Below are 13,370 nucleotides of genomic sequence, written 5' to 3'. Positions count from 1 at the left end.
TCGTTCAGATCGTTTGCAATAGACATAAAAAATCCGGAACCAGTGATTGGTTCCGGATTGTCCTACAGCAGAAGGATCGGTCAATGGATCCTTAACTGATCAGCATTGCCGCAACTGCGGGGCTTTTTGCTGGGCAAGGGGAAGGGCCAGGGGCCCGGCCACCGGGCTACTGAGTCAGCAGAGGCTCGACAAAGCGGGCGACCTTGTCGCGGATCCGGGGCTGGGCGGTGGCCGTCGGGTGCAGTCCATCGTTCATCATGAGTTCAGGGCGCAGCACAATATCATCCAGAAAGAAGGGCATCAGCGGTAGGTCGTTGGCCTTCGCAAGATCCGGGAAGATCTGCTCGAACTGTTGCAGATAGCGCGCCCCATAGTTGCGGGGCAGCAGGATCTGGGTCAGCACCGTCTTCGCCTGGTGCGCCCGGGCGAGCTCGATCATCTTGGTCAGGTTGGCCCGGGTGATGGCGGGAGCAAAGCCCCGCAGCCCGTCGTTGGCGCCGAGTTCGATCAACACCCAGTCCGGTTTGTGGGTTTCGAGCAGAGCGGGCAGGCGGGCCAGGCCGCCCTGGGTCGTTTCACCGCTGATGCTGGCATTGATGAGGGTGTGTTCTCCCCCCTGCTGCTGCCACTTTTCATTGAGCAGGGCAGGCCAGCTCTGTTCGGCCTGCATCTGGTAGCCGGCACTCAGGCTGTCGCCCAGTACCAGCAGGGTCTGGGCCTGGACGGACGCTGCCCAGCAGCACAGGCAACTCACGGCAAACAAGAGACGCATCATGCAGTCAACTCCCACGTTCTATTGTCATTACAGGTTCAGGCAAACAGGATACCCAAGATGAGTTCAACGCCCATTATCGCCGTCAGGGGGCTCGGTAAAACCGTTCGCCTCGGTCAGGAAAGCCTCACCATCCTTGAAGGGATCGATCTGCAAGTCAATACCGGCGAGACGCTGGCGCTGGTCGGTGCGTCCGGTTCCGGCAAGTCCACCCTGCTCGGTTTGCTGGCCGGTCTCGATCTGCCGAGCAGCGGCGAGATAGAGATCCTCGGCCACTCCCTCACCCGGCTGGACGAGGAGGGACGCGCCAGGCTGCGGGCCGAGCAGGTGGGGTTCGTGTTCCAGTCGTTCCTGCTGCTGCCCACCCTGAGCGCCCTGGAAAACGTCATGTTGCCGGCCGAGCTGCGGGGGGAGACCGACAGCGAGCCCCGTGCCCGGGAGCTGCTGGCCCAGGTCGGTCTGGGAGAGCGGTTGCACCACCTACCGCCGCGCCTCTCCGGCGGCGAGCAGCAGCGGGTCGCCATTGCCCGTGCCTTCATGACCCGCCCCAGCCTGCTGCTGGCGGACGAGCCCACCGGCAACCTCGACAGCAAGACAGGGGAGACGGTGATCGAACTGCTGTTTCGTCTCAACCGCGAGCACAACACCACCCTGGTGGTGGTGACCCATGACCATGAGCTGGCCCAGCGCTGCCAGCGGCAGCTGGTGATGTCAGCCGGGCGGCTGGAGGCACAGGCTGTCATGGCGGCCAGGGTGGGAGAGCTGTCATGAGTCAGTGGAGACAGAGCTGCACCAGGGGATCGTTGGCAGCAGCATGGACGGTGAGGGAGGCGTCATGAGTCAGTGGCGACTGGGATTGAAGCTGCTGCGCCGGGAAGGGTTCAGCGGCGAGCTGCGCTGGTTTGTGCTGGCGCTGGCGCTGAGCGTCGCCTGCGTGCTCAGCGTGGCTCTGGTGGCGGATCGGCTGGACGTGGGGCTCAAGGCCTCCGGGCGGGATTTCATCGGAGGGGACAGGGTGCTGCGCTCCGCGACGCCGGCACCGGCAGAGTGGCTGGCGCAGGCGCATCAGGAGGGGCTGGCCGTGCAGACCACGGTCAGCTTCAACAGCATGCTGTTTCACGGTGATACCCTGCAACTGGCCTCCATCCGCGCCGTGCCCGGGGATTTTCCCTTCTACGGCAAGCTGGAGCTCACTCCCCAGCGCGCCCCGGCGCCCGGCGAGATCTGGCTCTCCGCCAGGGTGATGCAACTGCTCGGCGCCAAGGTGGGGGAGGCACTCGAGGTCGGCAACACCCGGCTGACGGTGGCAGGGGAGCTGGGCCAGGAGCCGGATCAGGGGTTCAGCCCCTTCCAGATGGCGCCAAGGGCCTTGATCCACAGCGCCGATATCGAGGCGACCGGGGCCCTGCTGCCGGGCAGTCGCCAGCAGTGGCGCTATCTCGTCAAGGGGCCCCGTGACGCCATCGCCCGCTATGAGGCCTGGCTCAACACCAGGCTGAGCGCCGGGCAGAAGCTCGTCAAACCCGACGATCAGGGTACCCAGGTGGGGAAATCCCTGGGCAATGCCGAGCGCTTCTTCCGTCTGGCATCCCTTGCCGGCGTGCTGCTCGGCGCCCTGGCCATGGGGATAGCGGTGCGCCATTTCGCCGAGCGCCAGACCAACATGGTGGCCCTGCTCAAGACCCTGGGGGCCTCGCGGCGCACCCTGTGGCAACTGATGGGCACCCTGCTGTTCTCCCTGACCCTGGTGGGGGCCCTGATGGGGCTGGTGGCGGGCAGCGCCATGCAGTGGCTGACCCTGAACCTGCTGGGGGATCTGCTGCCTGCGGATCTGCCGCCCCCCTCCTGGCGACCCTTCGCCCTGGGCCTTGCGGTCGCCTTCTTCATCACCCTGATGCTGGCGTTCGTCCCCTTCCTGAGGCTGCTCAAGGTACCGCCGCTGCGGGTGCTGCGCCGGGAGCTGGAGGCGGGGATCCCTCCCTGGCTGACGGTGCCCGTGGGGCTCATCGGGCTGTTTGCCCTGGTGTGGGGCTTTACCGCCGACATCAGGCTGGCCTGCGGGCTCATCGGCGGCATGGGGGTGTTGATGGCGCTGCTGGCCCTGCTCGCCTCCGTGCTGCTGCGTCTTGGCAGTCGGCTCAAGGGGCCCCATGCCCTGCGCCTGGCCATCAATCACCTCTCCCGTGAGCGGGGCAGTGGTCTGTTCCAGCTGGCGGGTTTCGCCCTGGCCCTGATGCTGTTCGGGCTGCTGTGGGCGGCGCGGGTCGATCTGCTGGAGGATTTTTCCACCCGGTTGCCTGCCGACGCCCCGAACCGCTTCCTGGTCAATGTGGCGGACAGCGAGCGGGAAGGGATCCTGGCCGATCTGCACCGGGCCGGGGCCATCACCTCGGACTTCTACCCCATGGTGCGCGGGCGCCTGACCCGTATCGCTGGTGAGGCGGTGGGGGAGGATGCGGCGCGGGAGGGGGTGGACAGAGAGCTCAACTTCACCACCACATCGGCCCTGCCCGCCGACAACAAGGTCACTGCCGGTCAATGGCTGGCCGGCAAGGGGGAGGTCTCCGTCGATGAGGCGCTGGCGGGACGGCTCGGCATCGCGCTCGGAGACGTGCTCGGCTTCACCATAGAGGGGCGGGCGTTCGAGGCCAGGGTGACCAGCCTGAGGTCCATCAAGTGGGACAACATGAGGCCGAACTTCTACATGATCTTCTCGCCGGACGTGCTGGCCCCCTTCTCCCAGACCTGGCTCGGCAGCTATCGTCTGCCGCCTGAGGGGCGAGGGGCAGAGGTGGAACTCATCCGCCGCCACCCCACGGTGAGCCTCATCGATGTGGAGGATCTGATAGGCCGCCTCACCCTGGTCTCCGATCAGGTGAGCCGCGCCCTGGGGTTGATGCTCGGGCTGGTGACGGTAGCCGCCCTGCTGGTGCTGCTGACCCAGACCCAGGCCGGCATGGCCCATCGGCGCCGGGAGCTGCTGCTGATGCGCACCTTGGGGGCGGGCAGCGCCCTGCTCGAGAAGATGCTGCGCTGGGAGCTGGTGGCGAGCGGTGCCCTGGCAGGGCTCTGCGCCGCCATGGTGGTGGAGCTCTGCTCCTTCGGTCTGCAGTGGTGGTGGGAGGGAGCGCAGTGGCAGTTCCACTGGGCCATCTGGGCTGCACTCCCCCTGCTTGGGGCCGTGCTGGTGACCCTGGCTGGACAGGGCATGCGCCGCCAACTGCTGGCGGGTACCCTGAGCGACCGGCTCAGGGGACTGGGGCAGGGGCTGCTCTGATGGCTCGACACATCCCGACCTCGGTCGGGATGTGTCATTGGGTCAACGGGGTGAGTGCAGCAGATTGTCCAGAGCGCCGGGCAGGGCCGAGAAGCTGAAGTGAAAACCGGCCTGCTGCAAGCGGGCGGGCAGCACGTGCTGTCCGGTGAGCAGCAGATCCGCCGCCTCTCCCATCAGGAGTCGCAGGAGGGGTGCCGGTACGAAGAAGAGGTGCGGTCGATGGAGCGTGGCGGCCAGGGTCTCGCTGAACCGGCGATTGCTGACCGGTTGCGGGGCCGTGCCGTTGAAGATGCCGTCACACTCGCCGTGCTCGATGAGAAACAGCATGGCCCGCACCAGATCCTGCACGTGGATCCAGCTCATCATCTGGGTGCCGCTGCCCATGGGGCCGCCGAGGCCGAGGCGGTAAGGGGGCAGCATCCTGGGCAAGGCGCCCCCCTCCATGCCGAGTACCAGGCCGATGCGCAGGATGCAGACCCGGGTCTGGGCCGAGCGGGCCTGCTGGGCAAGCTGCTCCCACTGCTGACAGAGACGGTGGGTGAATTCGTCGTGAGGGCTCTGGCATGTTTCATCCAGAGGAGCGTCATCCTGGCGGCCATACCAGCCGATGGCGGAGGCATTGAGCAGCAATCTGGGGGGCGTGCTGGATAGTTTGACGAGATCCACCAGCTGTTCGGTCAGCAGCCAGCGGCTGTTGCAGAGCAACTGCTTGCGGGACTCGCTCCAGCGTCCGGCGGCGATGGGTTCGCCGGCCAGGTTGATGACGATGTCCACGTCATTGAGGTGATCCAGCCTGTCCAGGCTGTCCAGCAGGGTGACATCGTGGCCGAGCAGCTCGTAGGCCCGGCTGCCCTGGTGGGTCAGCACGACTACTTCGTGCGCCACCTTGAGGTGTGCCACCAGACGGCGGCCGATAAACCCCGTGCCCCCCGTGATCAGTATCTTCATGTCCTGCCTCCCTGACGCTCTAGGGTCTACTCTAGAGCCTGGGTGCCCGATGGACAAGCTCCTGTTTTTATGAGCATTATGATTTTTGTCTCCCAAGACGCCGCCCCCTTTGTCCACGGGGTTGCCGGGCGTTGCGACCACGGGGGGGCGCCGTGGCGCGGCGGTATCAGGGGCTCATTCCGGCTTGCCAAACGGGCGCCAGCGGGTAAACTCGAGCGCTTTTTCGCCATGTTCATGAGGGCCGTTATGCCATTTCGACGTTTGAAGGTGCGTCAATTCTATGTCCGGCTGCTCTGTGCCTTGCTGGCCGGTCTGTTGCCCATGCTCCTTGGGCTCGTCATCGTCATCTGGCAGACCGCCACCGGCGTGAAACAGGATGCGGTGGCGCGCCTGGAACATGCCAGGGTCATGTTCGACCGCACTCTGGACAATGCCCAGTTGGCGGCGTCGGCCCTCACCGGCAGCCTGGGCAGGCCCTGTCTCGAGGTGGTGCAGGGGCTCAGGGATCAGGTGGCCACGGTGCCGGATGTGCGCAGCGTCAACCTGGCCAGGGGGGATCGGATCTACTGCTCTTCCCTCTATGGCCCGGTCGATGGCGGCATCAAACTGGATGACTATGTCGGGGGCAGGCTCGACCTGATGAAGGGCAACCCGGTCACCCCGAATCGCCCCCTCATCGCCTACCGGGAAGAGGTGGGCGAGTTCAGCGTGCTGGTGGGGGTCGACGGCTACTACCTGCTCAACATCCTGGACATGCTGAGCCGCAACTCCCCACTGGGGCTGGTGGTCGGCAACGAGATGCTGCTGCGAAACAGCGAACTCACCGACAAGCTGATCCCCAAGGATCGCAATGGCTATCTCGAACAGGTCTCGACCAGGTACCCGTTCAAGGTAGTGACCACGGTGTCGGTGGATGAGTACCGTGCCCACATCTGGGACTACTCCAAGGTGGGCGTCATTATTTATCCTCTGCTGAGCCTGCTGCTCGGGGTGGCGGTCTTCTGGCTGATGGGACGTTCGACTTCGCCGGCCCAGGAGCTGAAACGGGCACTGTCCCAGCAGGAGTTCATCCCCTATCTGCAACCCGTGGTGAACGGGGAGGACGGCCAATGGAGCGGTTGCGAGGTGCTGATGCGCTGGCAACACCCCCGTCAGGGGATGATCTCGCCGGATCGCTTCATTCCCCTGGCAGAGGACAGTGGTCTCATCGTGCCCATGACCCGGCTGCTGATGGCGCAGGTGCGCGAACAGTTTGCGGGCAAGGCGCACCATCTGCCGCGAGGGTTCCACTTCGGCTTCAACATCAGCGCCAGCCACTGCAAGGATCTGAGCCTGGTGGAAGATTGCCGGGATTTCATCAACGCCTTCAAGGGGAATCCCATCAAGCTGGTGCTGGAGCTGACCGAGCGCGAGCTCATCGTGGCGGACGAGACGACGGACCGGCTCTTTGCCGAGCTGCATGCCCTCGGGGTCTTCATCGCCATCGACGATTTCGGCACCGGCCACTCCAGCCTGACCTACCTGCAGACCTTCCAGGTCGACTTCCTCAAGATCGATCAGAGCTTCGTCGGCATGATTGGGTCGGACGCGCTCTCCAGCCACATCGTGGAGAACGTCATCGATCTGGCGACCCGGCTCGGTCTGCAACTGGTGGCGGAAGGGGTGGAGAATCAGGTGCAGGCCGACTATCTGAAGGCCCGCGAGGTGACCTTCCTGCAGGGCTACCTGTTTGGCAGGCCCATGCCCATGAAGGAGTTTGTCAGCCAACTGGCAGCACAGGGGCGCTGAGGGGCAAGCGCGAGGCAAAAAAAACCAGCGACCGGGTCGCTGGTTTTTTTATGGCCGGATGGCTCAGAGCATGCGGGCCAGGGCGCGGCACAGACGCTGAACACCCTCTTCCGTGGTCGCCTCATCCACACAGGAGAAGCTCAGGCGCAGGGTGTTCTGGATTTCGGGGCGCACATAGAAGGGAGCGCCGGGCACGAAGGCAACCTTCTCCTTGATGGCCTCGTCGAACAGGGCCATGGCACTGACGCTGGGCGGCAGGGTCAGCCAGAGGAACATGCCCCCTTCGGGACGGGTGTAGCTGACGCCGGGCGGGCAGTGGCGCGTCAGGGCGGCTTCCATGGCGGCACGCTGGCGGCCATAGACCTCCTTGATCTTCTCCAGGTGAGCGTCGAGGGAGTTGTCGGTCAGGAAGCGGTGCAGCACCTGCTGGCTGAAGGCGTTGCTGTGCAGGTCGGTGGCCTGCTTGGCGATGGTGACCTTCTTGCGCAGCCAGTCCGGCACCACCATCCAGCCCAGGCGGAAGGCGGGCACCACCGTCTTGGAGAAGGACCCGAGCAGCACGGTGTTGTGGGGGGCCAGCTTGGCGATGGGAGGGAGGTGTTCCCCCTCGAAGCGCAGCTCGCCGTAGGGGTCGTCTTCCACCATCAGCAGATCGTGGCGCACCAGGCGCTCGGCCAGGGCTTCCCGGTTGGCGCGGCTGTAGGATACACCACTCGGGTTCTGGAAGTTGGGCACGCCGTAGAGCAGCCTGGCGCTGGAGCCCTGCTCCAGCAGCGCATCCAGCGCGGCCAGATCCAGCCCCTCTTCACCCAGGGTGATGGGCTTGAAGTTCGGTTGATAGACGGAGAACGCCTGGATGGCGCCAAGGTAGCCCGGCTCTTCGATGATGAGATCCTGCCCCTCGTTCACCAGCACCTTGCCCAGCAGATCCAGCGCCTGCTGGGAGCCGCTGGTGATGAGGATGTTGTCAGGATTGACGGCCATGCCGTGGCGGCTCAGGTAGCGATCGGCGATGAACTGGCGCAGCGGGGCAAATCCCTCGGTGGTGGCATATTGCAGCGCGGCGGCTCCCTGCTCGCGCAGCACGTCCTGGCACGCTTGCTCGATGGCCTTGACCGGGAACAGATGAGGGTTGGGCAGGCCGCCGGCGAAGGAGATGATCTCCGGATTGGCGGCAACTTTGAGGATTTCACGGATAAAGGAAGGCTCGACCTTCTCGAAGCGCTGGGCAAAAAACGGCTGCATAGGGTTCTCTCTGACTAGGTGGCGGTCGCTCCATTCAACCGCCAGGTTATCCGTTTGTATCAGATTTCAGAAATGAGGCAATGGCTGTCACAAAAATCCATAAAAAAGGGCAGGTTTGGCACCTGCCCGAATTTTATCGTCCCGACCCCGGTCAGGGGCGCAAAAACCCCTGTCAGGGGGGCATCGGGCGGGATGGGGGTCAGAGCCCCGGCGCCTTGAGGAAGCGGATCATCAGGTCGGTATTGGCCCCGAGCTGCTGCTCGATCCGGCCCGGGAAGAGCTCGGCCATCTTGTCGAGGCGATCATGCTCCGTGTGCCAGATCTTGCCCCACTGGGTCTCGCTGTCCCGGTCGCAGGCGCTCTTGGTGGCGTCGTCGTAGCAGTCCCACAGCGCCGGATTGGTGCTCTGGGAGTAGCCGTCATAGCCATCTTCCCCGTTGATGGTGAAGTTGGTGGCCTCCACGTAGGCGATGGGCACCCCCAGGCAGGCAAAGGGGGCATGATCGGACCAGCTGCCGGTCTCCCCTTCCGGATAGCCGCTGTAGCTGGGGTGGATGGCGAATGGGGTGGCGGTTTGCTGGGAGATGGCCAGCAGGCGATCGCGCACCTTGGGATCGAAGCTGTAGCGGCTTGGGTCGGCGCAGTTGTACTCGGCCACGTCGGAGTGGGCCGAGTGGACATAGACGATGTCACCCCCGGCGATGGTGTCGTAGTTCACCATGGCCAGCAGCTTGGCGACGGCATCGGTGTCGAGACTGGCGGCATAGGCTTTGGAGCCGTTGAGGCCGTTCTCCTCGGCGCCGAAAAAGGCGAAGCGCACCGTGTAGGGCAGGGTCTCTCCCTTGAGTGCCTCGGCAACCGCCAGCAGGGCGGCGACGCCGGCCCCGTTGTCGGTGGCGCCTTCGGATCCTTTCTTCTCGCCGGTGCTGTCATAGTGGGCACCGATGAGGATCACCTTGTCGCTCTGACCCTTGAGCTCGGCGACGATGTTCTGGGAGGTGCGTTCGGTGCCGCCCCGGGTGTAGGTGAATGGCTGGTTCTGCACCTCGTAGCCCCAACCGGCCAGGTGATCCTGGATCCAGGCGGCGGCGCGGGTTTCGGCCTCGGTGCCTGTGGGACGAGCGCCTATCCCTTCTGCGCCAGAGCTCAGTTGCACCAGAAATTCATGGGCTTGAGCCGCGGGGGCAGGGGGTTGGGAGTCGTTGTCAGAGGGGTTGCAACCGGCCAGCAGGGCAGGCAGGACGAGGGCCAACAGGGTTTTCTTCATACTGCAATCCTTTGTTGTATATGGTTTTATTTTTCCGCGTCAGGATGAACCCGACGTCCGGCAGATTCTGTGAAGGGGGTGGCATTTGTCAACCTTGCCGGTGGATGTGGGCAGTCCCGGGGGATTTGTTGTGGGAAACACTTGCGCCTTGTGCCTATCTTGGGATAATTCGCTCCCCTGTTTTTGCGAACTGATGCAATAACGAGCGATCCATTTATGTCGGCTCTGTTCCAGAGCGATGCAATAACGAGCAATTTACTATGTCTGTGACCCAAGATGTGTTTAACGAAGACGGCAAGTTCATGCGCAAGATCCGCAGCTTCGTCCGTCGCGAAGGCCGCCTGACCAAAGGGCAGGAGAAGGCCCTGGAAGAGCTCTGGCCGGTCATGGGCATCGATTTCGCACCAGAGCCGCTCGACATGGTGGCCCTGTTTGGCCGCGAGGCACCCGTGGTGCTGGAGATCGGGTTCGGCATGGGCGCCTCCCTGGTGGAGATGGCCAAGAACGCCCCCGAGAAGAACTTCATCGGCATCGAGGTGCACTCTCCGGGTGTGGGCGCCTGCCTTGGCACCGCCCAGGAGGCGGGCGTCACCAACCTGCGCGTCATCTGCCACGATGCGGTGGAAGTGCTGGAGCACATGATCCCGAACGGTTCTCTCTCCTGCCTGCAGCTCTTCTTCCCGGACCCCTGGCACAAGAGCCGCCACCACAAGCGTCGCATCGTGCAGCCTGCCTTTGCCCAGGATATCCGCCAGAAGCTTGCCATCGGTGGCGTCTTCCACATGGCCACCGACTGGGAGAACTACGCCGAGCACATGCTGGAGGTGATGAGTGCCGCCGAGGGGTACGAGAACACCTCCGCCACCGGCAACTGGGTGCCCCGTCCCGACTGGCGCCCCCTGACCAAATTCGAGCAGCGTGGCCATCGTCTGGGCCACGGTGTCTGGGATCTGATTTTCAAACGAGTCGACTGAGTCAACGTATCAACTAAGGAGCTATCATGGCCAACCGTAGCCGCCGTCTGCGCAAGAAACTGCGCGTCGATGAATTCCAGGAAATGGGGTTCGACATCAGTTTCAACTTCCCGGTCGGCACCGCCGAAGAGACCATTGATGCCGTGGTCGATGCGCTGATCGACGAGGTGATCGAGCCTCGCAAGCTGGCCTTCGCCGGCTCGGGTCACCTGGCCTGGGAAGGGATGATCTGCACCCAGCAGCTCGGCAAGTGCACCGACGAAGACCGTTCCGCCGTTCAGACCTGGCTGCAAGGCAAAGGGCTGGAGGCCGTGGTGGTCACCGAGCTGTTCGATCTCTGGTACGGCGAGCCGGCCTGATATCTGACTGCCTCCCGGGCAGATAGAAAATCCCGCCGCCGGCGGGATTTTTGTCGGTGGGCTGGCCCCGCCTCGTTTCACGTCATGGAATAACCAATGGTGTTGTCATCCGAATTACTGGCCGGCATCCTGGAAGAGGTGCGTCCGCAGCTCGGGCAGGGGAAGGTGGCCGATTACATTCCCGCCCTGGCCCAGGTGCCTGCCGACCGGCTGGGGATCGCGGTCTGTACCGTTGAAGGGGAATTGTTCACCGCAGGTGACGCTTTCGAGCCTTTCTCCATCCAGAGTATCTCCAAGGCCCTGAGCCTCACGCTGGCCTTGACCCTCTATCAGGAGGAGGAGATCTGGGCCAGGGTGGGCAAGGAGCCCTCCGGCCAGCCGTTCAACTCCCTCGTCCAGCTGGAGTTCGAGCAGGGTATTCCCCGCAACCCCTTCATCAACGCCGGTGCCCTGGTGGTGAGCGATCTGCTGGAAACCCGGCTCACCGCTCCTCGCCAACGCACTCTGGAGCTGGTGCGCCGCCTGTGCGGCAACCCGGCCATCATGGCGGATCAGGTGGTGGCGCGCTCCGAGTACCAGCACTCCGCCCGCAATGCCGCCATCGCCTATCTGATGAAGGCCTATGGCAACTTCGAGAACGAGGTGGACAAGGTATTGCAGAGCTACTTCAATGCCTGCGCCATCCGCATGAGCTGCGTCGATCTGGCACGAGCCTTCGTCTATCTGGCCAACCGGGGTGTCCCTCTTGGCGAGAGCACGCCCCTGCTGCCGGCCCGGACCACCAAGCAGGTCAATGCCCTGCTCGCGACCTGCGGCCTCTATGACGAGGCGGGCGACTTCGCCTACCGGGTCGGCATGCCGGGGAAATCCGGGGTGGGGGGCGGCATCATGGCGCTGATCCCGGGAGAGCTTTCCATCTGCGTCTGGTCACCCGAGCTCAACAAGGCGGGCAACTCCCTGGCCGGGACGGCGGCGCTGGAGCTGCTGGCCGAGCGCCTGGGCCGCTCCATTTTTTAACTCTCTTCACTATGCATCGAGACGACATCATGAAACGAATGACTGGACTGTGGCGAAGCTGCCTGACCGCCTTGCTGCTCTGGTGTGCCTGGCCCGCGCTGGCCGCCGAGCTGCCCCCGCTCTCCCTGGCGGATGCCAAGGGGAAGGAGGCGGTGATCCTGGATACCCGCCCGAGCTATTTCTATCAGGGCTGGCCCATGGACGGGGAGAAGCAGGGGGGCCATGTGGCCGGTGCCGAGCTGCTCTCCGCAGAGTGGAAATACAGTGACGAGGAGTGGCCTGTGGCGCTTGCGAGCAAGGGGCTGAAGGCCGACAAACCCGTCGCCCTCTATGGCACCCCTCGCGAGGTGGCCGAGGTGGCCCGTCTGCTGCGCCAGCAGGGCATCAAGCAGCTGTTCGAGCTGCAGGGATGGAAAGAGGCGCCCCGGGAGCATCTGGCACGCTGGCAGCAGCTGGTCCATCCGCTCTGGTTGGCGGACTTGCAGGCAGGCAAACCGGTCATCGCCGCCCCCAAGGGGGAGTGGAAGGTGTTCGAGGTGGACTGGGGATCCCCCAAGGCCTATCTGCTGAGCCACATTCCGGGAGCCGGCTACATCGACACCAACCGGCTGGAAGGGGAGCCGCTGTGGAACAAGGTCTCTGACGAGGCGCTCAAGGCGCTGCTGCTGGAGAACGGCATCCGTCATGACACCACCGTCATCCTCTATGGCCGCAACACCATGGCGGCGGCCCGTGCGGCCCATCTGATGATGTATGCGGGGGTCGAGGATGTGCGGCTGCTGGATGGCGGGCTGGAGGCCTGGTTTGTGCAGCATCTGCGCACCGAGACCGGCCTGGCCAACAAGTTCACCCCGGCCAAGGAGTTTGGCGTGGTCATCCCGGCCCGTCCCGAGTACTACACCACCCTTGACCAGGCCAAGGCCCTGCTCAAGCAGCCGGACGGCGCCCTGGTCAGCGTGCGCACCTGGGACGAGTTCGTGGGCAATACCTCGGGCTACAGCTACATCAAGCCCAAGGGGGACATTCCCGGGGCCAGATGGGGTCATGGCGGGGTGGATGCCAACAGCATGAGCGACTTCCACAACCCGGACGGCACCATGAAGCCCGCCCGCGAGATCCTCGCCATGTGGGATGAGTGGAATATCGAGCCGACCCAGCAGGCCGCTTTCTACTGCGGCACCGGCTGGCGCGCCTCCGAGGCGTTCTTCTACGCCTGGTTGATGGACTGGAAGCGGATCAGCGTCTACGATGGCGGCTGGTTCGAGTGGAGCATGGATCCGGCCAACCCCACCGTCACCGGCGAGCGCAAGCCGGGCAAGTAACTAATAATCCAGAGCAGGCCGGACAGATGTCCGGTCTTTCTTTTCTTGATAGATCATTTTCAATGGCTATAGCAGGTGGATTCTTTCTGTGAATCCTGTTGCTGCAATCAAGGTAAACGGGCCATCTGGTTGAGCTAGGCTTCATCTATCACCGCCAGGGTGAGCGTGAAGAAGGGGAGAGTGATGAAAGCTGTGATGATGCTGATTTGTCTGTTGGGATTGGCGGGGTGCAGCTCCCAATACATCATGAGCACCAAGGATGGCAAGATGATTGCCACCGACAGCAAACCCAGGTTGGACGAGACCACAGGCATGTATCGCTATTACGATGAAGAGGGGAGGGAAGTGCATATCAACAAGGACGACATCACCCAGATCATGGAGCGTTGAGGCTCTCCTCA

General features: G+C 63.9%; 12 protein-coding genes. 8 read left to right on the top strand and 4 right to left on the bottom strand.

Features of this window, described 5'->3' with window-relative positions:
• Positions 1 to 166: 166 nt before the first annotated feature.
• Complete coding sequence (locus PG883_RS16020; protein ID WP_103858194.1) at positions 167 to 775, bottom strand: arylesterase; 609 nt, start codon at positions 773 to 775, stop codon at positions 167 to 169.
• 57 nt (positions 776 to 832) lie between these two features.
• On the opposite strand from PG883_RS16020, the gene PG883_RS16015 reads away from it, so the two are divergent.
• Positions 833 to 1,543, top strand: a complete 711-nt coding sequence (locus PG883_RS16015) for an ABC transporter ATP-binding protein (RefSeq protein WP_042016058.1) — start codon at positions 833 to 835, stop codon at positions 1,541 to 1,543.
• Between the two features lie 64 nt (positions 1,544 to 1,607).
• The gene (locus tag PG883_RS16010) at positions 1,608 to 4,049 is read left to right on the top strand and encodes an ABC transporter permease (RefSeq protein WP_103858202.1); all 2,442 of its coding nucleotides are present in this window, start codon (positions 1,608 to 1,610) and stop codon (positions 4,047 to 4,049) included.
• A gap of 42 nt (positions 4,050 to 4,091) precedes the next feature.
• On the opposite strand, the gene PG883_RS16005 is transcribed toward PG883_RS16010, so the two are convergent.
• The gene (locus tag PG883_RS16005; protein ID WP_270807387.1) at positions 4,092 to 4,997 is read right to left on the bottom strand and encodes a TIGR01777 family oxidoreductase; all 906 of its coding nucleotides are present in this window, start codon (positions 4,995 to 4,997) and stop codon (positions 4,092 to 4,094) included.
• Between the two features lie 246 nt (positions 4,998 to 5,243).
• On the opposite strand from PG883_RS16005, the gene PG883_RS16000 reads away from it, so the two are divergent.
• Entirely contained in the window at positions 5,244 to 6,785 is a 1,542-nt protein-coding gene (locus tag PG883_RS16000; protein ID WP_052815203.1) for an EAL domain-containing protein, read from the top strand.
• A 63-nt stretch (positions 6,786 to 6,848) separates the two neighbouring features.
• Here the strand turns inward: PG883_RS16000 and PG883_RS15995 are convergent, their stop codons facing one another.
• Both PG883_RS15995 and PG883_RS15990 read right to left on the bottom strand, forming a co-directional pair.
• Positions 6,849 to 8,030, bottom strand: coding sequence for an aminotransferase-like domain-containing protein (locus tag PG883_RS15995; protein ID WP_270807386.1), 1,182 nt, complete (start codon positions 8,028 to 8,030; stop codon positions 6,849 to 6,851).
• 199 nt (positions 8,031 to 8,229) lie between these two features.
• Positions 8,230 to 9,297 carry a M28 family metallopeptidase gene (locus PG883_RS15990; protein WP_134997252.1) on the bottom strand — a complete coding sequence of 356 codons (1,068 nt, stop codon included), beginning with the start codon at positions 9,295 to 9,297 and terminating at the stop codon, positions 8,230 to 8,232.
• Positions 9,298 to 9,557: 260 nt separating this feature from the next.
• On the opposite strand from PG883_RS15990, the gene trmB reads away from it, so the two are divergent.
• From trmB to PG883_RS15965, 5 genes are all read left to right on the top strand, one after another.
• Positions 9,558 to 10,271, top strand: coding sequence for a tRNA (guanosine(46)-N7)-methyltransferase TrmB (gene trmB, locus PG883_RS15985; protein ID WP_270807385.1), 714 nt, complete (start codon positions 9,558 to 9,560; stop codon positions 10,269 to 10,271).
• 26 nt (positions 10,272 to 10,297) lie between these two features.
• Entirely contained in the window at positions 10,298 to 10,630 is a 333-nt protein-coding gene (locus PG883_RS15980) for a YggL family protein (protein WP_039040181.1), read from the top strand.
• Positions 10,631 to 10,726: 96 nt separating this feature from the next.
• Positions 10,727 to 11,647, top strand: a complete 921-nt coding sequence (gene glsB / locus PG883_RS15975) for a glutaminase B (protein WP_266140266.1) — start codon at positions 10,727 to 10,729, stop codon at positions 11,645 to 11,647.
• A gap of 38 nt (positions 11,648 to 11,685) precedes the next feature.
• Entirely contained in the window at positions 11,686 to 12,969 is a 1,284-nt protein-coding gene (locus tag PG883_RS15970) for a sulfurtransferase (protein WP_406568208.1), read from the top strand.
• Positions 12,970 to 13,152: 183 nt separating this feature from the next.
• Positions 13,153 to 13,359: a YgdI/YgdR family lipoprotein gene (locus tag PG883_RS15965; protein WP_010675497.1), complete on the top strand. Its 207-nt coding sequence runs from the start codon at positions 13,153 to 13,155 to the stop codon at positions 13,357 to 13,359.
• Positions 13,360 to 13,370 lie beyond the last annotated feature (11 nt).

It is taken from the genome of Aeromonas sp. QDB25 (assembly GCF_027707725.1).
Taxonomy (GTDB): domain Bacteria; phylum Pseudomonadota; class Gammaproteobacteria; order Enterobacterales; family Aeromonadaceae; genus Aeromonas; species Aeromonas caviae.
This window is presented reverse-complemented; position numbering and strand designations above follow the sequence as displayed.